At 72.4% G+C, this 17,878-nt stretch carries 19 protein-coding genes; 13 read left to right on the forward strand and 6 right to left on the reverse strand.

Going from position 1 to position 17,878, the window contains the following annotated elements; translation table 11 throughout:
- Window positions 1-79 precede the first annotated feature (79 nt).
- The 5 genes from ACFYYH_RS13895 (at window position 80) to ACFYYH_RS13915 (ending at window position 4,319) form a co-directional block, all read left to right on the forward strand.
- Complete coding sequence (locus ACFYYH_RS13895) at window positions 80-1,081, forward strand: GDP-mannose 4,6-dehydratase (RefSeq protein ID WP_388550027.1); 1,002 nt, start codon at window positions 80-82, stop codon at window positions 1,079-1,081.
- A gap of 155 nt (window positions 1,082-1,236) precedes the next feature.
- Window positions 1,237-1,950: an NDP-sugar synthase gene (locus ACFYYH_RS13900; RefSeq protein WP_388550029.1), complete on the forward strand. Its 714-nt coding sequence runs from the start codon at window positions 1,237-1,239 to the stop codon at window positions 1,948-1,950.
- Between the two features lie 7 nt (window positions 1,951-1,957).
- Window positions 1,958-2,884 carry an NAD-dependent epimerase/dehydratase family protein gene (locus ACFYYH_RS13905; protein ID WP_388550032.1) on the forward strand — a complete coding sequence of 309 codons (927 nt, stop codon included), beginning with the start codon at window positions 1,958-1,960 and terminating at the stop codon, window positions 2,882-2,884.
- Window positions 2,881-3,543, forward strand: a complete 663-nt coding sequence (locus ACFYYH_RS13910) for a spherulation-specific family 4 protein (protein WP_388550033.1) — start codon at window positions 2,881-2,883, stop codon at window positions 3,541-3,543. Before ACFYYH_RS13905 ends, ACFYYH_RS13910 begins: the two co-directional genes overlap by 4 nt.
- Before the next feature lie 5 nt (window positions 3,544-3,548).
- The gene (locus ACFYYH_RS13915; RefSeq protein ID WP_388550034.1) at window positions 3,549-4,319 is read left to right on the forward strand and encodes an endo alpha-1,4 polygalactosaminidase; all 771 of its coding nucleotides are present in this window, start codon (window positions 3,549-3,551) and stop codon (window positions 4,317-4,319) included.
- A 79-nt stretch (window positions 4,320-4,398) separates the two neighbouring features.
- On the opposite strand, the gene ACFYYH_RS13920 is transcribed toward ACFYYH_RS13915, so the two are convergent.
- The 4 genes from ACFYYH_RS13920 to ACFYYH_RS13935 form a co-directional block, all read right to left on the reverse strand.
- Complete coding sequence (locus ACFYYH_RS13920) at window positions 4,399-4,668, reverse strand: hypothetical protein (protein ID WP_388550036.1); 270 nt, start codon at window positions 4,666-4,668, stop codon at window positions 4,399-4,401.
- Window positions 4,669-4,722: 54 nt separating this feature from the next.
- Complete coding sequence (locus ACFYYH_RS13925) at window positions 4,723-5,934, reverse strand: cysteine desulfurase-like protein (RefSeq protein ID WP_388550039.1); 1,212 nt, start codon at window positions 5,932-5,934, stop codon at window positions 4,723-4,725.
- A 153-nt stretch (window positions 5,935-6,087) separates the two neighbouring features.
- Window positions 6,088-6,753, reverse strand: coding sequence for a TetR/AcrR family transcriptional regulator (locus ACFYYH_RS13930; protein WP_388550041.1), 666 nt, complete (start codon window positions 6,751-6,753; stop codon window positions 6,088-6,090).
- Window positions 6,754-6,883: 130 nt separating this feature from the next.
- Window positions 6,884-7,657 (reverse strand): MBL fold metallo-hydrolase, encoded by a 774-nt coding sequence (locus ACFYYH_RS13935; protein ID WP_388550044.1) that lies wholly within the window; start codon window positions 7,655-7,657, stop codon window positions 6,884-6,886.
- An 86-nt stretch (window positions 7,658-7,743) separates the two neighbouring features.
- Between ACFYYH_RS13935 and ACFYYH_RS13940 the strand changes: the two genes are divergently transcribed.
- A complete protein-coding gene (locus ACFYYH_RS13940; RefSeq protein WP_388550046.1) occupies window positions 7,744-8,382 on the forward strand; it encodes a TetR/AcrR family transcriptional regulator in 639 nt (212 codons plus the stop codon).
- Window positions 8,383-8,495: 113 nt separating this feature from the next.
- Here ACFYYH_RS13940 and paaK read toward each other — a convergent pair whose 3' ends face one another.
- The gene (gene paaK / locus ACFYYH_RS13945) at window positions 8,496-9,839 is read right to left on the reverse strand and encodes a phenylacetate--CoA ligase PaaK (RefSeq protein ID WP_388550049.1); all 1,344 of its coding nucleotides are present in this window, start codon (window positions 9,837-9,839) and stop codon (window positions 8,496-8,498) included.
- Complete coding sequence (paaI, locus tag ACFYYH_RS13950; RefSeq protein WP_388550051.1) at window positions 9,836-10,261, reverse strand: hydroxyphenylacetyl-CoA thioesterase PaaI; 426 nt, start codon at window positions 10,259-10,261, stop codon at window positions 9,836-9,838. The genes paaK and paaI overlap by 4 nt, the downstream gene beginning before the upstream one ends.
- A gap of 141 nt (window positions 10,262-10,402) precedes the next feature.
- Between paaI and ACFYYH_RS13955 the strand changes: the two genes are divergently transcribed.
- From ACFYYH_RS13955 to ACFYYH_RS13985, 7 genes are all read left to right on the forward strand, one after another.
- Complete coding sequence (locus ACFYYH_RS13955) at window positions 10,403-11,626, forward strand: thiolase family protein (RefSeq protein WP_388550053.1); 1,224 nt, start codon at window positions 10,403-10,405, stop codon at window positions 11,624-11,626.
- 131 nt (window positions 11,627-11,757) lie between these two features.
- On the forward strand, window positions 11,758-12,774 hold the full coding sequence (paaA, locus tag ACFYYH_RS13960; protein ID WP_388550055.1) for a 1,2-phenylacetyl-CoA epoxidase subunit PaaA: 1,017 nt from the start codon (window positions 11,758-11,760) through the stop codon (window positions 12,772-12,774).
- A complete protein-coding gene (paaB, locus tag ACFYYH_RS13965; RefSeq protein WP_388550056.1) occupies window positions 12,771-13,094 on the forward strand; it encodes a 1,2-phenylacetyl-CoA epoxidase subunit PaaB in 324 nt (107 codons plus the stop codon). Before paaA ends, paaB begins: the two co-directional genes overlap by 4 nt.
- A gap of 33 nt (window positions 13,095-13,127) precedes the next feature.
- On the forward strand, window positions 13,128-13,985 hold the full coding sequence (paaC, locus tag ACFYYH_RS13970; protein WP_388550058.1) for a 1,2-phenylacetyl-CoA epoxidase subunit PaaC: 858 nt from the start codon (window positions 13,128-13,130) through the stop codon (window positions 13,983-13,985).
- The gene (paaD, locus tag ACFYYH_RS13975; RefSeq protein WP_388550061.1) at window positions 13,979-14,506 is read left to right on the forward strand and encodes a 1,2-phenylacetyl-CoA epoxidase subunit PaaD; all 528 of its coding nucleotides are present in this window, start codon (window positions 13,979-13,981) and stop codon (window positions 14,504-14,506) included. The genes paaC and paaD overlap by 7 nt, the downstream gene beginning before the upstream one ends.
- Complete coding sequence (gene paaE, locus ACFYYH_RS13980) at window positions 14,506-15,612, forward strand: 1,2-phenylacetyl-CoA epoxidase subunit PaaE (RefSeq protein ID WP_388550062.1); 1,107 nt, start codon at window positions 14,506-14,508, stop codon at window positions 15,610-15,612. Before paaD ends, paaE begins: the two co-directional genes overlap by 1 nt.
- Window positions 15,613-16,004: 392 nt before the next feature.
- Entirely contained in the window at window positions 16,005-17,855 is a 1,851-nt protein-coding gene (locus ACFYYH_RS13985) for a SulP family inorganic anion transporter (RefSeq protein WP_388550064.1), read from the forward strand.
- The last annotated feature ends 23 nt before the right edge of the window (window positions 17,856-17,878 follow it).

A 17,878-nucleotide genomic window follows, 5' to 3' on the forward strand; every position in this document is an offset into this window, starting at 1 on the left:
TCCCCTGCCCACTCCGTCCCTGACCACCGCAGCCACCGCAGACACCACAGACATCGCAGACACCGCGAGGAGACACCCGTTGACATCCGTACCGCTCGTAGCCGTCACCGGAGCCGAGGGCTTCATCGGCTCGCATCTGACCGAGGCGCTCGTGGCGTCAGGACACCGGGTCCGGGCCATGGTGCAGTACAACTCCTTCTCCTCCTACGGCTGGCTGGACGGCCTTCCGCCCGATGTCCTCGACCAGGTGGAGGTGGTCCTCGGGGACGTCCGTGACCCGGGATCCGTCCGGCTGCTGGCCGAGGGCGCCGAGACCGTCTACCACCTGGCCGCGCTCATCGCGATCCCCTACTCGTACCAGGCGCCGCACAGTTACGTGGACACCAATGTGACCGGCACCCTCAATGTGCTGGAGACGGTCCGCGCCCTGGGCACGCCCCGGCTGGTGCACACCTCCACCAGCGAGACGTACGGCACCGCGCGCACCGTGCCCATCACGGAGGACCATCCCATCCACACCCAGTCCCCGTACGCGGCGTCCAAGGCGGGCGGTGACCGGCTCGCCGACAGCTACCACGCGAGTTTCGGCACTCCGGTGGTCGTGCTGCGCCCGTTCAACACCTATGGTCCCCGCCAGTCCATGCGGGCCGTGATCCCCACCGTCATCGGCCAGGTCGCCGCCGGTTCCCGGACCATCACGCTCGGGGATCTGCGCCCCACCCGCGACTTCACCTTCGTGTCCGACACCGTCCGTGCCTTTCTGGCCGTGGGGACGGCCCCCGCCGCCACCGTCGTGGGACGCACCTTCAACGCGGGCACGGGCGACGAGATCTCGATCGGTGATCTGGTCCGGCTGATCGGCAAGGTCATGGACGCCGAACTGACCGTACGGGAGGACGAGCGGCGTATCCGCCCCGCCGACTCCGAGGTCATGCGGCTGGTCGCGGACGCCGGGCGGCTGCGCACGGCCACCGGCTGGGCACCGGAGCACGACCTGGAGAGCGGACTGGCACGGACCGCCGACTTCTTCCGGGATCCCGCGAGCCTCGCCCGCTACAAGGCCGGGATCTACAACGTCTGACCCGCACCCGATTCCGCACGCGCACCGCGCACCGCGCGGGCACTGCGCACCGCACGGCACGTCGCTCAGCACGGCGTGCTCAGCACGGCACGGCACTTTGGACGACCCTCACCGGTGGCCCCCGCGGGCCACCCCCAGACATAGGGAGACATCCCATGCACGCAGTGATCCTCGCCGGAGGCAAGGGCGTCAGATTACGCCCTTACACCACGGCTCTGCCCAAGCCCCTGGTACCGATCGGCGACCAGCACGCGATTCTGGAGATCGTCCTCCGCCAGCTCGCCGCCGCCGGATTCACCAGTTGCACCCTCGCCATCGGCCATCTGGGGCAGATCATCCGCGCCTATGTCGGCAACGGCTCGCGCTGGGGGCTCCATGTGGACTACTCCAACGAGGAGAGCCCGCTGGGCACCATGGGTCCGCTCCTGACGATGCGGGACCGGCTGCCCGACACCTTCCTGGTGATGAACGGCGACATCCTCACCGATCTCGACTACCGCGATGTCCTGCTGCGCCACCGGAGTTCCGGCGCGCCCCTGACGATCACCACCTACGCGCGCAAGGTGCACATCGACTTCGGCGTGCTGACCACGGACGCCGGACGGGTCGTCGGGTTCACCGAGAAGCCCAGCGTGGACTACCGGGTCTCGATGGGCGCGTACGGGCTCAGCCGGGAGACCCTCGACGCCTACACCCCCGGGCTGCCGCTCGGCTTCGACGAACTCGTCCTCGACCTGCTGAGATCGAGCAATCCCCCGCACGCCTACGAGTTCGACGGATACTGGCTCGACATCGGCCGCCCCGACGACTACGACCGCGCCAACGCCGAGTTCACCACCTACCGGTCCCTCCTGCTCAAGGGAGCCTGAACCCTCCATGCGCATCCTCGTCCTGGGCCTCACCGGATACCTGGGCGGACACGCCGCCGAACAGCTTCGCACCCTGCCCGGTGCGCGGCTGCTCGGCGTCGGCCGGACCACGGCGCCGGGGCCCGCCCTCGACCTCGCCACGGTCGGACCCCGCCAACTGGCCGATGTGACAGCCGCGTTCGCCCCGGACGCGGTTGTCAACTGCGCGGGGGCCGTCGGCGGGGACGCGGTGACACTCGCCGAGGTCAACGCCCGGGGGCCGGCGGTGCTCTGTGCCGCGCTGCGCGAGGCGGCGCCCCGGGCGCGGCTGGTCCATCTCGGGTCCGCCGCCGAGTACGGCGGGACCGCCCACGGCGAACGGGTCACCGAGGAGTCCCCCACCCGCCCGGTGGGTCCCTACGGTGCCACCAAGCTCGCGGGCACCGTCGCCGTCACCGCGTCCGGGCTGGACTCCGTGGTCCTGCGCGTGGGCAATCCGGTCGGGCCGGGGGCTCCGCCTGCCGGGCTGCCAGGCCGGGTCGTCCAGCGGCTCCGGCAGGCGGGCGAGGACCCCGATGCCGTCATCCGTCTCGGTGATCTCTCCGCGTACCGCGACTTCGTCGATGTACGGGACATCGCCCGCGCGGTCCTCCTGGCCGCCACGGCGGCGGGGCCGCTGCCCCCCGTGCTGAACATCGGCGGCGGAGGGGCCCGCCCGGTCCGCGAGCTGGTGCACGGTCTGGTACGGGCGGCGGGCTTCCGGGGGACGGTCGAGGAGAGCCGGGACGGTTCGCCGCGCTCCTCCGACGTGCCCTGGCAGTGTTCGGACATCAGCGCCGCCGAGCGGGCGCTCGGCTGGTCCCCCCGGTACACACTGGAGGACTCCCTCACCGCCCTGTGGGACTCCACGCGCGGCGGGCCCGCGCCGGCGCCGGCCGGGGACCGTGTCCGATGACCCTCCTCGTACCGCTCTACATCCATCCCGCCGAGGACCCCGCCGCCTGGCGGCTGCTGGCCTCGGCGGCCGACCGTGTCCATGGCGTCGTGCTCAACCCCGGTGACGGGCCCGGCCGTTCCCCCGATCCGTCCTTCGCCGCCGCCGCCCGCGCCCTGCGGGAGGCGGGCACCCGTGTCCTCGGCTATGTCGATCTGGCCTACGGCGAGCGGCCGGGCAGCGCCGTACGGGACGATCTCGACCGCCACCGCGAGTGGTACGACGTCGACGGCTGCTTCCTGGACCGCGCGCCGGCCGGGGCCGCGGAACTGCGCCGCTGCCGCCGGCTGGTCCGTGCCGCACGGCGCCGGGGAGCGGACACGGTCGTCCTCAACCCGGGGGTCCATCCGGCGCGCGGCTATGCCCGTATCGCCGATGTGGTCGTCACCTTCGAGGGGCACTGGACGGCCTATCTGTCCTCCTTCGTCCGTCCGCGCTGGACCTCCCGCCACCCGGCGGAGCGGTTCTGCCATCTCGTGTACGGCGTGCCGCCCGCCCTGACCCGTCTCGCCGTACGCACCGCGCTGGAGCGGGGCGCGGCCGTCTCCTGCCCGGTCGCGGGGGAACTGCCCAATCCATGGGCGGCGCCCCCGTTCGCTCTCCTCCGGGAGACACCGTGAAGCCGATGCCCGTGGTTCTCGTGCTTCTCCTTCTGGTGACCGGCTGCTCGGCGGACGGCCCGGGGCGGGCCCCGGCGGAGCGCTGGGCACCCCGGCCCGGCACCCTCTGGCAGTGGCAGCTCGACGGGCGCGTGGATCCGGGGCCCGATGTGCCGGTGTACGACATCGACGGGTTCGAGAACACCGCCGCCGATGTCGCCCGTCTCCACCGGGACGGGCGGAAGGTCATCTGCTACATCAACGCCGGTGCCTGGGAGGACTTCCGTCCGGACAGCGGTGCCTTCCCCGGCTCCGTCCTCGGCCGGGCCAACGGGTGGGACGGCGAGCGCTGGCTCGACATCCGGCGGCTGGACATCCTCGGGCCCCTGATGGAGAAGCGCTTCGACATGTGCCGGGCGAAGGGGTTCGACGCCGTCGAACCCGATCTGCTCGACGGCCATCTCAACGACACCGGATTCCCGCTCGGCGCCGCCCATCAGCTCGCCTACAACCGTATGATCGCCCGGATCGCGCACGAGCGAGGCATGTCGGTCGGCCTGAAGAACGATCTGCCGCAGGTGCCCGCGCTCGTGGGCACCTTCGACTTCGCCGTGAACGAGGAGTGCGCCCAGTACGACGAGTGCGCGCTGCTCACCCCCTTCGTGAAGGCCGGGAAGGCCGTCCTCCATGTCGAATACGCGGTGCCCGCAGAGGATTTCTGCGCGCAGAGCCGTCGTCTGGGGTTCTCGTCCATGCGCAAGAACCTCGCTCTCGACGCCTGGCGCCGGCCCTGCTGACCCCGGCCCTCCGGCCGCCAGGGGGGGCGCCCCCTGACCGCCCCTGACCGCCCCGGAAGCGCGGGGGCGCCAGGGAAGGTCAGGGGGTGTCCCCCTGCCACTCCCAGCGGTCCTGGCCGGCCGGTCCCGGCCCGTACAGGGTGTGGCCGCCGGGCCCGTACGAGCCGATCTCGGTGTCCAGCACCGCGCCCTCCCGCAGCCGCCGGTCGCTCCAGCCGGTGACATCGAGCAGCAGTCCGTCCAGCGGCCCGGCGACCAGTTCCCGGTAGACATGACCGGGCCGCGGTCCCGGGTCCGGGTCGTCGTGGTCGGCTCCGTACACCCGTCGCCGCCGTAGCAGTTCGTCCATGACAGGAAGGATCGCACCCGCCACTGACAATGCCCCCGGCGAGCGCCGTCGCCGTCAGGCGTCCGCGTCCAGTTCGCCGAGGCCGGACAGCAGCCGGTCGACGTCGGAGCGGTCGTTGTAGTGCACGAGCCCGGCCCGGACCGCGCCCCCGGTCTCCCGCAGGCCCAGGGCCTCGGTCAGCTCCCACGCGTAGCAGTGGCCGTCCCAGACGTTCACCCGACGGGCCGCGAGATGTTCGGCGACCTCCCTCGGCGTGTGTCCCGCCACCCGGAAGTAGGCGGTGGGGGTGCGCCGCGCGGGCTTTCCGTAGAGGGTGACGCCGGGCAGCTCCTCCAGCCCGCGCAGCATCACCCCGAACAGTTCGTGCTCGGCCGACTCCACCGCCTCCATGGAGGCGAGCAGCCGCTCGCGGCGGTCCCCCGTGCCGGATCCGGCCAGCGAGGCCAGATGGTCGACCGCGGCGGTGACCCCGGCCAGGTCCGCGAAGGGCGGCGTCCCGGTCTCGAAGCGAAGGGGCACGGTGCCGGGCGAGCAGGCCAGCCGGTCGGGGTGGAGCGAGTCGAGCAGCGCCGGATCCGCGGCGACCGCGCCGATGTGCGGGCCGGACCACTTGTAGGCGCTGGTGGCGTAGAAGTCCGCGCCGAGCGCGGCGGCGTCGACCGGGCCGTGCGGGGTGGCGTGCACCCCGTCGACATAGGTCAGGGCGCCGGCCGCGTGCGCCTTGGCGGTGATGGCCGCGACATCGGGGCGGGTGCCGAGGATATTGCTGGCCGCGGTCACCGCCACCAGCCGGGTGCGCTCGCCGACCAGACCGTCGTACTGCTCCACCGGCAGTTCGCCGGTCGCCGGGTCGACCTCGGCCCACCGGACGACCGCGCCCGCGCGGGCCGCGGCCTGCACCCAGGGACGGACGTTCGCGTCGTGGTCGAGCCGGGAGACCACGATCTCGTCACCGGGCCGCCAGGTGGCGGACAGCGTCTGGGAGAAGCGGTAGACGAGCGAGGTGGTGTTCTGGCCCAGGACGATGCCCTCCGGGACCCCGCCGACCAGATCGGCGACCGCCTGGCGGCAGTCGGCGACGATCTCCCCCGCGTACCGGCTGGAGGTGAAGGTACCGCCCGCGTTGCCGATCCCGGTCCGGTACACGGCGGTGATCGCGTCGATGACCGCGGCCGGCACCTGGGTGCCCGCCGCGCCGTCGAGATAGGCCGTTCCGTCGCCGAGCGCGTGGTAGGACGCCCGTACCGATGCCACGTCGAAGGTCATTGCCGGTGACTCCTCTCGCTGAGTTCCTCGTGCCGGCCGGTTTCTGATACCGATGCCCGAGCTGGTCCGTCGTACGTGTTCAGCGTGCTGGTCCATCGTGCCGGTTCGCCGCGCCGGCCGTGTGCGATCCGTTCGAGGACGTCGGCGGACCGGTCACCGGGGCGGCGCGAGGGCCTCGATCGTGGTGATGGTCCGCTCGACGATCACCTCGTGGAGACGGGCGAAGGCCGGGGGGAAACGCTCCAGCACAGGACCGAGGTTCCGCTTCTCCTCCTCGGTCCTCAGCTCCAGCCCGGCCCGCAGCGCGCCGGCGATCTCGTCCGCCGGCTGTACATGCGTCTCATAGATCGCGTAGCTGATGCTGGTCGAGCTGATGAGGACGAGGGCCAGGGCGAGATCGTCGTCGTCCAGGCCCAGCGGGCGCAGAATCCTGGCCAGCCGGTCCAGGGTCGGCAGCCCCACGGGCTGCCGGGTCGACGCCATGTGTGACAGAAGCTGGGAGTACGGCCGCAGCCGGTTCCGGCTGGCGCGCATCCAGGCGCGGATCTGCTCCTGCCAGGTGTCACCGGTGAGTTCGCTCGGCTTCACCTCCGCCATGACATGGTCGGCCGCCGCCTGGAGGAGCGCGTCGCGGTCGGGGAAGTAGCGGTAGAGGGCCATCGGCGCGGAGCCCGCGGCGTCCGCGACGCGTTTCATGGTCAGCGCGGTGTCCGGGTCGCGCTTCAGCAGGGCGACGGCGGCCTCGACGATCTGCTCCTCGGACAGACGCGGCGGTCTCCCCCTTCCCCTGGTCGCGGCTCCGGTCGGCGGCTGCGCCATCCGTTGTCCTTCCTCTCGCCCGTCGGGCGGATGCCCGGTTGTCAGGCTACGTGGGGGCGCGGGCGCCCCCGGCTTTCCCGGCCGGTCCGCCGGGACGTCGGGGCGTCGGGGTGTCGGGGCGCGGGAGGGTTCAGACCACGCCGAGCCGGCGCGCCCGGGTGACCGCCTCGGCGAGACCGTGGGCCATCGGCTCCCCGTGGCCCGGAAGGAGCGTCAGCTCTCCGTCGTGCTCGGTGAGTTCGGCCAGCCGGTCGAGCGAGGCGAGTGCGGCGGCGCTGTCATGGGTGAAGGCCCGGCAGATCAGCCGGGGGCCCCGGGCACCGGTGAGGCCGTCATGGGTGATGAGCGCGTCGCCCGTGAAGACGGCGCCGTGCCGGGGGAAGAGGTAGGCGGTGCTCCCGGGGGTGTGGCCCGGCAGCGGCACCGCTTCGGGTGATCCCGGGACCGGGCGGAGGACACGACGCCCGTCGAAGGTCTCGGGCTCCCGTACCGGCTCGGGGCTGAAGCCTCCCCGGAGCGCCAGCCGGAGGGGAAGCAGGGCGGCCGAGGGACGGCGCAGCAGATACGGCACGATGGAACGCTCCGCCGTGACGCCCGCCCGTGCGGGACGGGCGGCGGCGAGCGTGGGCGCGTCCGCGCGATGGACCCAGACGGTGGCCCCCGCCTCGCGGTGGAGCCGGGCCGCGAGACCGAGGTGATCGATATGGGCATGCGTGATCAGCACGGCCTTGATGTCGGTGACGGACGCGCCGAGCTTCGCGAGCGTGTCGGTGAGCCCGCGCCGGTGTCCCGGCAGCCCGGTGTCCACGACGACCAGTCCGTCAGGCTCCTCGACCAGATAGAAGTTGACCAGGTCGTCGCCCACCCGGTGTACGCCGGGCGGGCACTGCGGGGTCTGTTCCATGGCTGCTCCCAGGCGTACTGTCCGGCCGCGCGGCAGCGAACCGTTTTCAGTAGAATCGACTATACCGAAATCAGGGGGCAGGGTTCATGACCGGACCGGACCGGACGCGGCGCGGCTACGACAGCAGCGGACGGCAGGCCGTCGCGGCACGCAACCGCGCCGCGATCCTCGACGCCTGCCGGGAGCTGCTGCTGCGTGACGGATACCGGGCCACCTCGGTCCAGGCCGTCGCCGTACGCGCGGGCGTCTCCGTACCGACGGTGTACAAGGTGTTCGGCGGCAAGCGGGAGCTGGTGAAGGCCGTCTACGACACCACCCTGGCGCAGGACGACGAACCGGTGCCCCTGCACGCCAGGCCGGAGCTGCGCGCCGTGTTCGCGGAGAGCGACCCGGCGGGGAAGCTCGCCGGTTACGCGCGCTTCGTGGCGGGTGTCCATGAGCGGCTGGCCGCCCTGACGGCCGTTCTGTCCGCCGCCGATCCCGAGCTGGCCGAGCTGGCCGCCGTCACCGACCGGGAGCGGCTGACCGGCACCAGGGCGTTCGTCGATCATCTCGGGGCGGCCGGGATGCTGCGTCCGGGTCTCGACCCGGTCCGGGCGGCCGACGCCTGCTGGCTGCTGACCTCCCCCCAGGTCCATGAGCGCCTGACCCGGGGGCGCGGCTGGGCCGCGTCCGAGTACCGGCCGTGGCTGGCCCGTATGCTCGCGGCGGCGCTGCTGCCGTGACCCGGCGCGGAGCGGACGGACCGCGCGGCCACTCCGGGGAGGCCTGTTGACCAGCCGGACTGTTGATCAGCCCGTCTGCTGGTCGGCCGGACTGTTGTCAGCCCGTCTGCTGGTCAGCCCTGGCGCAGATCCCTCACGCGGCGGATCTTGCCCACCGAACGCTCCAGGGTGTCGGGGTCGACGACCAGGACGTCGACGCTCACGCCCACGCCGTCCTTGACGCCTCCGGCGATCTCCCGGGCAGCGGCCTCACGCCGTTCGGTCCCGGTGTCCTGGCGCGCCTCCACCCGGACGGTCATATGGTCCAGCCGGCCCCGGCGGGTCAGTTCGAGCTGGAAGTGCGGGGCGACGCCCGGGGTGCGCAGAACGATCTCCTCGATCTGGGTCGGGAAGAGGTTCACCCCGCGCAGGATGAGCATGTCGTCGCAGCGGCCGGTGATCTTCTCGATGCGCCGGAAGGCCGGGCGGGCCGTGCCGGGCAGCAGCCGGGTCAGATCCCGGGTGCGGTAGCGGATGACGGGGAGCGCCTCCTTGGTGAGGGAGGTGAGGACGAGTTCACCGCTCTCGCCGTCGGCCGTCGGTTCATCGCCGAGGGGATCCACGATCTCGGGCCAGAAGTGGTCCTCCCACACATGCAGCCCGTCCTTGGTGTCGACGCACTCCTGTGCCACCCCGGGGCCGATCACCTCGGACAGCCCGTAGATGTCGACGGCGTGGATGTCCATGCGCTCCTCGATCTCCCGGCGCATCTCCTCCGTCCACGGCTCCGCGCCGAAGATGCCGACCTTCAGGGAGCTGGTGCGCGGATCGACGCCCTGCCGTTCGAACTCGTCGAGGAGGGTCAGCATGTAGGACGGGGTGACCATGATGATCTCGGGCCGGAAGTCCTGGATGATCCGCACCTGACGGGCGGTCATTCCGCCCGAGGCGGGGATGACCGTACAGCCGGCCCGCTCGGCGCCGTAGTGCGCGCCGAGGCCTCCGGTGAACAGGCCGTATCCGTAGGAGATATGCACCTTGTGGCCGGGCCGGCCGCCGGCGGCACGGATCGAGCGGGCGATGAGATCGGCCCACAGGGACAGATCGTTCTCGGTATAGCCCACCACCGTGGGGCGGCCGGTGGTGCCGCTGGAGGCATGGATGCGGCGCACATCCTCCATGGGCACGGCGAACATGCCGAAGGGGTAGGTGTCCCGCAGGTCGGCCTTGGTGGTGAAGGGGAAGCGGGCCAGGTCCGCCAGTGTCCGGCAGTCGTCGGGGCCGACCCCGGCCTCGTCGAACTTCTTGCGGTACAGCTCGACATGGTCGTAGGCGTGGCGCAGGGTCGCCCGCAACCGGGTGAGCTGGTGTGCCCTCAGCTCCTCGCGGCTCATGCGCTCGGCGGCGTCGAGCAGGTCGTACGGGAGCGGCTCTCCCCGGCGGGTCCGCGCGCCCGCCCGGCTCGTCGGACTGCTCATCGTGTCTCCTTCGCCTGTCGGACGGTGCGGCTGCGCCCCCGGAACTCCGCGATCACCTCGTCGCCGCGCAGGACGCTGACGTCGTAGACACCGCTGCGGCCGAACCGGACGCGCTCCGTCGCCGTCGCCACGAGCACGTCCCCCTCGTGGGCCGGGGCGATGAAGTCGATGTCCGCGCCGGCCGCGACGGTGACCGGACCGTGGCTGTTGCAGGCGCAGGCGAACGCGCTGTCGGCGAAGAGGAAGAGGAAACCGCCGTGGGCGATCCCGTGCCCGTTGACCATCGAGGGCGTGACCGTCATACGGAGCACGGCCGCTCCGGCGCCGTGTTCGAGCAGCTCGATGCCGAGATCCCGGGACGCGCGGTCCGCGGCGAACATCTCCTCCACCGGACCGGATGCGCTTCCAGTGACCTGCGTCACGGTTTCCACCACCTTGTAGACCGACCGAACATTCGGTTAGCGTCGGCGTTGTCAAGAAATCAAGCATCACCCTCGCCTGTCAAGAGGGGTGACTTCGCCCCGGAAGACCTTGACCGTCCCCGTCCGCCGAGGAGCGCACCGATGTCCGACGAGGTCTATCTGATCGACGGGGCCCGCACCCCGCAGGGCCGTTACGGCGGTGCCCTGGCCACCGTACGGCCCGACGACCTGGCGGCCCTGGTGGTCGGTGAGGCCGTGCTGCGCTCGGGCGTTCCGGGCGAGGCCGTGGACGAGGTGATCCTCGGCGCCGCCAACCAGGCCGGCGAGGACAACCGCGATGTGGCCAGGATGGCCGTCCTGCTGGCAGGGCTTCCGCACACCGTGCCCGGCTACACCGTCAACCGGCTGTGCGCCTCGGGACTGACCGCCGTCGCCTCCGCCGCGCAGACGATCCGCTCGGGCGAGGCCGATGTGGTCGTCGCGGGCGGTGTGGAGTCGATGACCCGTGCCCCCTGGGTGATGGCGAAGCCCGGCACCCCCTGGGCCAAGCCGGGCGAGGTGTACGACACGTCGCTGGGCTGGCGTTTCACCAACCCGCGCTTCGCCGCCGCCGACCGGGCCGTACCCTCCGGCGCCGGACCGCAAGCGGTGAAGGTGACCCTGTCGATGGGGGAGACCGCGGAGGAGGTCGCGGCGCTCGACGGCATCACCCGCGCCGAGTCCGACGCCTTCGCGCTGCGCAGCCACCGGCGGGCCGTCGCCGCCCAGGAAGCGGGCCGCTTCGACCGGGAGATCGTGCCGGTCCCCGTCAAGGGCGGCGAGGTGACCGTGGACGAGGGGCCCCGCCCCGGCACGACGCCGGAGAAGCTCGGCGCGCTGCGCACGGTCTTCCGCGAGAACGGCGTCGTCACCGCGGGCTCCTCCTCCCCCCTCTCCGACGGCGCCGCCGCCCTGGTCGTGGCGAGCGGGGCGGCCGTCGAGCGCTACGGGCTCACCCCCCGGGCGCGGATCGTCACCACCGCGTCGGCGGGGGTCCAGGCCAACCTCATGGGTCTCGGCCCGGTGCCCGCCACGGAGAAGGCCCTCACGCGCGCGGGCTGGCAGACCGGCGATCTGGGCGCGGTCGAGCTGAACGAGGCCTTCGCCGCGCAGGCCCTCGCCGTCGTACGGCGGCTGAAGCTCGACGAGGAGAGGGTCAACGCCGACGGCGGCGCCATCGCCCTCGGCCACCCGCTCGGCTGCTCGGGCGCCCGTATCCTGCTCACCCTCCTCGGCCGGCTGGAGCGCGAGGACGCCCGCCGGGGTCTGGCCGCCCTGTGCGTGGGCGTCGGCCAGGGCGTGGCGATGCTGGTGGAGCGGGTGTGAACGACAGCCACGGGAGACGGCCACCGGGCCCCGCCGGCCCGGCGCCGCACCCTCTTGGCGGGGCCTGCGCGCCGACGGTAGACTCGTCACCCTACATACCGAACGAACGGTCGGTTGGGAAGCTGGTATCGATGACCACGACAGACTCCGCCTCGTCCGTCGCCTCCTCGTCCGCCGCCGCCACCGCGGCCACCGGCCCGGACGGGGCACGTCTCCAGACGCACTTCGACGCGACCATCGAGCGGGACCAGCGGATCGAGCCGCGCGACTGGATGCCCGACGGCTATCGCAAGACGCTGATCAGGCAGATCGCGCAGCACGCGCACTCGGAGATCATCGGGATGCAGCCGGAGGGCGAGTGGATCACCCGCGCCCCGTCGCTGCGCCGCAAGGCCATCCTGTTCGCCAAGGTCCAGGACGAGGCGGGGCACGGCCTCTATCTGTACTCCGCGGCCGAGACCCTGGGCGCCGACCGCGCGGATCTCACCGAGCGGCTGATCGAGGGGCGCCAGAAGTACTCCTCGATCTTCAACTATCCGACGCCCGGCTTCGCCGATGTCGGGGTGATCGGCTGGTTCGTGGACGGCGCGGCGATCTGCAACCAGGTTCCGCTGTGCCGCAGTTCGTACGGGCCCTATGCCCGCGCCATGGTGCGGATCTGCAAGGAGGAGTCCTTCCACCAGCGGCAGGGCTACGAACTGCTCATGACGATGATGCGCGGTACGGACACCCAGCGCGCGATGGTGCAGGACGCGGTCGACCGGTGGTGGTGGCCGTCGCTGATGATGTTCGGGCCGCCCGACGGCGACTCCCCCAACTCCGCGGCCTCGATGGCCTGGAAGATCAAGCGGCACAGCAACGACGAGCTGCGCCAGCGGTTCGTCGACATGACCGTGCCGCAGGCCGAGAAGCTCGGGGTCACCCTTCCCGACCCCGAACTGCGCTGGAACGAGGAGCGGGGACGCCATGACTTCGGCACCCCCGACTGGTCCGAGCTCCAGCGGGTAATCCGCGGCGACGGACCGTGCAACACCGAACGCGTCGCACGGCGGCGGGCCGCGCACGAGGAGGGTGCCTGGGTCCGTGAGGCGGCGACCGCCCACGCGGCGAGGCGGGCCGCCCGGAGCGAGAAGGAGACGGCGGCATGAGCGGCACCGAAAAGAGCACCGGGGAGGGCGGGGAGAGCACCGGCGGCTGGCCGCTGTACGAGGTGTTCGTCCGGGGCAAGCGCGGTCTCAACCATGTCCATGTCGGCTCGCTGCACGCCGCCGACGACACCATGGCGCTCAGCCACGCCCGTGATCTGTACACCCGGCGCAACGAGGGCGTCAGCATCTGGGTCGTGCGCTCCCAGCACATCGCGGCCTCCACCCGTGACGAGAAGGACCCCTTCTTCGCACCGAGCGCGGACAAGGTCTACCGCCATCCGACCTTCTACGACATCCCCGACGATGTCCCCCATATCTAGGAGCCGGGGTATGAGCGCATCCAGGAGCCGGGCATGAGCGACGACCATGTGTATCTCTCCCTGGCCGAGGGACATGACGACGGCGACGCCCGGTGGGCGTTCGGCACCGGCTTCGAGGACCCGCTGCACGGGGTGGACACGACCGTGCCGGACGGGGTCGACGCGCGGGAGCTGACCGCGCGGTGTCTCGCGCTCGCCGATGACGCCCTGGTGGGCGCGCAGCGCCTGGCGCAGTGGTGCACCCGCGCGCCGGAGCTGGAGGAGGAGGTGGCGCTGGCCAATATCGGGCTCGATCTGCTCGGCCAGGCCCGGCTGCTCTACGCGCGGGTGGGACAGGCCGACGGCACCGGACGGGACGAGGACGCGTACGCCTATTTCCGGGACGCCGACGACTTCAGGAACGTACGCCTCGCCGAACTCCCCAATGGTGACTTCGCGTTCTCCGTGGTGCGGCTGCTCGTGCTGTCCTGCTGGCGGCTGGCGGTCTTCGGACGGCTCGCGGCGGTGGCGCCGGATCCGGTGCTGGCGGCCGTCGCGGCCAAGGGCGTCAACGAACTCGCCTACCACCGCCAGTTCGCCGCCGACTGGACGCTGCGGCTGGGGGACGGGACGGACGAGTCCCACCGCCGGATGGCCGCGGCGCTGCGGGAGATCACCCCGTACATCGGTGAACTCCTCGACACCGAACCGGGGTTCGGTGTCGACGCGGCGTCCGTGCGCGACGAGGTCATGGAGGTGCTCGGCCAGGTCCTCGACGCCGCCGGGCTCACCCTCGCGGATGTGGACCCCCTGGCGGGCAGTGGCCGGGACGGCGACCACACCGCTCATCTGGCGCCCCTGCTGGCCGAGTTGCAGAGCGTGGCGCGCGCCGATCCGGAGGCGACATGGTGACCGCGCACGCGCATGCCTCTCTCACCGCCCGGCGGGCCCGGCGGGTCGCCGAGCGCGTCCCGGATCCCGAGCTGCCCATGCTGACCCTCGCCGATCTGGGTGTTCTGCGGCACGTCGAACTCAGGGCGGACGGCACGGTCGTCGCGAGCCTGACCCCGACCTACTCGGGCTGCCCGGCGATGGCGGAGATGCGCGCCGATGTGGCGTCACGCCTGCGGCAGGCCGGCTTCACACGGGTGGAGATCAGGACGGAACTCGATCCGCCGTGGACCACGGAGTGGATCACCCCCGAGGGCCGTCGCAAGCTCACCGAACACGGCATCGCGCCGCCCGGCCCGGTGCGCCGGCGGCCCGCGGGGCCCGTCCCGCTGGAGCTGTCGGTCACCCGGCGGGCGGTGGCGTGCCCACGCTGCGGTTCGGCCGACACCGAGGAGACCTCGCGCTTCGCCGCCACCGCGTGCAAGGCGCTGTGGCGCTGCCGCGCCTGTCTGGAACCGTTCGAGTACGTCAAGGAGATCTGATGGCCCCGACCGCCCCGACCACCGCCGGGAGCGCGGGCACGCGCCGTCGGCCGGCCTTCCATCCGCTGCGGGTGGCCGCCGTCGAGCGGCTGTGCGAGGACGCCGCGGCGATCGCCTTCGACATCCCCGCCGCGCTGGCCGGGGAGTTCGCGCACCGGGCAGGACAGTCCCTCACCCTGCGCCGGGAGATCGACGGACGCGACGAGCGGCGCTCGTACTCCATCTGTTCCCCCGAGGGAACAGCGCCGCGGATCGGCGTACGGATGGTTCCCGGCGGGCTCTTCTCCTCCTGGCTGGTGCACGACGTACGCCCCGGGGACACCGTCGAGGTGATGGCGCCCACCGGCTCGTTCACCCCCGACCTCGGCACGCCCGGCCACCATGTGCTGATCGCGGCGGGCTCCGGCATCACCCCGATGCTGTCGATCGCCGAGTCGGTCCTCGCCGCCGACAGCCGTTCGCGGGTCACGCTCTTCTACGGGAACCGGCGTACGGACACGGTGATGTTCGCCGACGAGCTGGCGGATCTGAAGGACCTCTACCGCACCCGGCTCCAGCTCGGACATGTGCTCTCCCGTGAGCCGCGCGAGGCCGAACTGCTCTCGGGCCGCCTCGACGCCGGGCGGCTGACGGCTCTCATCGGCGGACTGGTCGACATCGGGACGACGGACCACTGGTGGCTGTGCGGTCCGCAGCCGATGGTCCAGGAGGCCCAGCGGCTCCTGGCGGAGCTGGACGTACCCTCCGGCCGGGTGCACCGGGAGCTGTTCTACGCCGACGACCAGCCCGTACGCTCGCTCCGCCACGAGGACCCGGTGACGGCCGGGCCGGTCAGCCAGGTCACCATCACCCTCGACGGCCGCTCCACCACATCCGCGCTCCCCCGGGGCACCACCCTCCTCGACGGCGCGCAGCGCAGCCGCCCCGATCTCCCGTTCGCCTGCAAGGGCGGCGTCTGCGGCACCTGCCGCGCCCGGATCACCGAGGGCGAGGGCGACATGCGCCGCAACTTCGCGCTGGAGGACTCCGAAGTGGCGCAGGGATACGTCCTGACCTGCCAGACCTTCCCCGTCTCCGAGACCCTGGCGGTCGACTTCGACAGCTAGGGTCTTTCGTTCGGATCTTGCCGGGCCCTGTCCGGCCGGCTGCCCCGCCCGCGACGGCTCCGTCCCGGGCCGGACCTCGGTATCGACCTAGCGGCTACATGAATTGCAAAATTCTGCAATTCACTCCATGCTGTGGGGGTTGTTTCCGAAGGTGTCCGCCCGCGCGGCGGACGGCACGGCAGGGAGCGCTGCCCTCTGGCGCGCCCGGCTGATGAGGAGGGTCCGGCAATCGTCACCGCCACCCGCGAGGGTCTCCCGTGGCTCGTCCAGCGACCCGTTCCGTCCGGCGGGCGTCCGGGGCAGGATCCGCCGGGCGGCCCGGCGCATCAGCTCCGCCCCGCCCCCGTCGGCCGGGGCGCCCGGCACCCGGGTCGCGCCGGGGTTTCCGCGCGATGCGCGTGAGTGCGCCGTCGGCCGGGGCCCGGGGCCGGGTCCGTTCCCTGCTGCCCGTCCGGGCCGACTTCGTGGCCATGGGCCGTCACCCCCGTCGTGATCTGCTGGCCGGTCTCACGGTCGCCGTCGTGGCGCTGCCGCTCGCCCTGGGGTTCGGGGTGTCCTCGGGGCTCGGCGCGGAGGCCGGTCTGGCGACCGCCGTGGTGGCGGGCGCCCTGGCCGCGCTGTTCGGCGGCTCCGGCCTCCAGGTCTCCGGGCCGACGGGGGCGATGACGGTCGTCCTGGTGCCGATCGTCGCCGCCCACGGCCCCGGCGGTGTGCTGACGGTCGGGCTGATGGCCGGTGTGCTGCTGATCGGGCTCGCCCTGCTGCGCGCGGGACGGTACATGCGGTACCTCCCCGCCCCGGTGGTGGAGGGCTTCACCCTGGGCATCGCCTGTGTGATCGGACTCCAGCAGATCCCGAACGCGCTGGGGGTGGCCGAACCGGAGGGCGAGAAGGTCCTGGTGGTGACCTGGCGGGCGGTCGAGGAGTTCGTACGGACACCGAACTGGACCGCCGTCACCCTCACCCTCGCCGTGGCGACCGTGATGCTGCTCGGTGCGCGGTGGCGGCCCGCCGTTCCGTTCTCCGTGGTCGCGGTGGCCGCCGCGACCGTTGTCGCGCAGGTGTTCCACCTCGACGCCGCCGCCCCGATCGGGCCCCTGCCGTCCGGGCTGCCCGCTCCCTCCCTCGGCTTCCTCGATCTGTCCGCGCTCGGCTCGCTGCTCGCTCCGGCGGTGGCGGTCGCGGCGCTCGCGGCCCTGGAGTCGCTCCTGTCGGCCACGGTCGCGGACGGCATGCGGGACGGTATGACGCACAGCACGGCGGACAGCGCCACGGATGACAGGAATGACAGGGATGACACGGCGGCCGGCGCCACGGGCGGGGCGACGGGCGGTACGACGGAGACCATGACGGCCGGCCGGAAGCACGATCCGGACAGGGAACTGTTCGGGCAGGGCCTGGCGAATCTGGCCGCCCCGCTGTTCGGCGGCGTCCCTGCGACGGCCGCGATCGCCCGTACCGCCGTCAATGTCCGTACCGGCGCGTCCTCCCGGCTCGCCGCGCTCACCCACGCCGCCGTCCTGGGCGTGATCGTCTTCGCCGCCGCCCCGCTGGTCGCGAGGATCCCCCTCGCCGCGCTGGCCGGAGTGCTGCTGGCGACCGCGATCCGCATGGTCGAGACCGGGACGCTCCGGGCGATGGTCCGCGCGACCCGCTCGGACGCGGCCGTCCTGGTCCTGACCGCGGCGGCCACGCTCGTGCTCGATCTCGTCCAAGCCGTGATCATCGGGCTGGTGGTGGCCGGCGCGCTGGCGCTGCGGGCGGTGGCCGGACAGGCCCGGATGGATCGGGTGGACTTCCGTCCCGATCTGCCGGGCGGACACACCGACGAGGAGCACGCGCTGCTCGCCGAGCACATCGTCGCCTACCGGATCGACGGGCCGCTGTTCTTCGCCGGGGCCCACCGCTTCCTGCGGGAACTGGACGAGGTCGCCGATGTCAGGGTGGTCGTCCTGCGGATGTCGCGGGTGTCGACGGTGGACGCCACCGGCGCCCTGGCCCTCAAGGACGCGGTGCGGAAACTGACCCGGCGCGGTATCGCCGTCATGGTCGCGGGGGTACGGCCGGATCACCGTCGGACCCTCGACTCCGTCGGGGCCCTCGCACCGCTCCTGCGGGAAGGGCGGGAGTACGCCACGACGCCGGAGGCCGTCGCCGCGGCCCGCGCCCATCTGCGGGACACCGGACTCCTGCCCGCCGCGCCCGGCCGGCCCGCTCCCGTCGCCGAGGAGGCCTCACGATGACCGTCACCGCCGCCGGCTTCCGT

The sequence above is a fragment of the Streptomyces sp. NPDC002018 genome, from assembly GCF_042890865.1.
Taxonomy (GTDB): Bacteria; Actinomycetota; Actinomycetes; order Streptomycetales; family Streptomycetaceae; genus Streptomyces.

Excerpts from the sequence above, each read along its gene's own strand:
- ACFYYH_RS13900 (WP_388550029.1), top strand. The coding sequence starts at position 1,237 with ATGCACGCAGTGATCCTCGCCGGAGGCAAGGGCGTCAGATTACGCCCT.
- ACFYYH_RS13905 (WP_388550032.1), top strand. The coding sequence starts at position 1,958 with ATGCGCATCCTCGTCCTGGGCCTCACCGGATACCTGGGCGGACACGCC.
- ACFYYH_RS13910 (WP_388550033.1), top strand. The coding sequence starts at position 2,881 with ATGACCCTCCTCGTACCGCTCTACATCCATCCCGCCGAGGACCCCGCC.
- ACFYYH_RS13915 (WP_388550034.1), top strand. The coding sequence starts at position 3,549 with ATGCCCGTGGTTCTCGTGCTTCTCCTTCTGGTGACCGGCTGCTCGGCG.
- ACFYYH_RS13920 (WP_388550036.1), bottom strand. The coding sequence starts at position 4,668 with ATGGACGAACTGCTACGGCGGCGACGGGTGTACGGAGCCGACCACGAC.
- ACFYYH_RS13925 (WP_388550039.1), bottom strand. The coding sequence starts at position 5,934 with ATGACCTTCGACGTGGCATCGGTACGGGCGTCCTACCACGCGCTCGGC.
- ACFYYH_RS13930 (WP_388550041.1), bottom strand. The coding sequence starts at position 6,753 with ATGGCGCAGCCGCCGACCGGAGCCGCGACCAGGGGAAGGGGGAGACCG.
- ACFYYH_RS13935 (WP_388550044.1), bottom strand. The coding sequence starts at position 7,657 with ATGGAACAGACCCCGCAGTGCCCGCCCGGCGTACACCGGGTGGGCGAC.
- ACFYYH_RS13940 (WP_388550046.1), top strand. The coding sequence starts at position 7,744 with ATGACCGGACCGGACCGGACGCGGCGCGGCTACGACAGCAGCGGACGG.
- paaK (WP_388550049.1), bottom strand. The coding sequence starts at position 9,839 with ATGAGCAGTCCGACGAGCCGGGCGGGCGCGCGGACCCGCCGGGGAGAG.
- ACFYYH_RS13955 (WP_388550053.1), top strand. The coding sequence starts at position 10,403 with ATGTCCGACGAGGTCTATCTGATCGACGGGGCCCGCACCCCGCAGGGC.
- paaA (WP_388550055.1), top strand. The coding sequence starts at position 11,758 with ATGACCACGACAGACTCCGCCTCGTCCGTCGCCTCCTCGTCCGCCGCC.
- paaB (WP_388550056.1), top strand. The coding sequence starts at position 12,771 with ATGAGCGGCACCGAAAAGAGCACCGGGGAGGGCGGGGAGAGCACCGGC.
- paaC (WP_388550058.1), top strand. The coding sequence starts at position 13,128 with ATGAGCGACGACCATGTGTATCTCTCCCTGGCCGAGGGACATGACGAC.
- paaD (WP_388550061.1), top strand. The coding sequence starts at position 13,979 with ATGGTGACCGCGCACGCGCATGCCTCTCTCACCGCCCGGCGGGCCCGG.
- paaE (WP_388550062.1), top strand. The coding sequence starts at position 14,506 with ATGGCCCCGACCGCCCCGACCACCGCCGGGAGCGCGGGCACGCGCCGT.
- ACFYYH_RS13985 (WP_388550064.1), top strand. The coding sequence starts at position 16,005 with ATGCGCGTGAGTGCGCCGTCGGCCGGGGCCCGGGGCCGGGTCCGTTCC.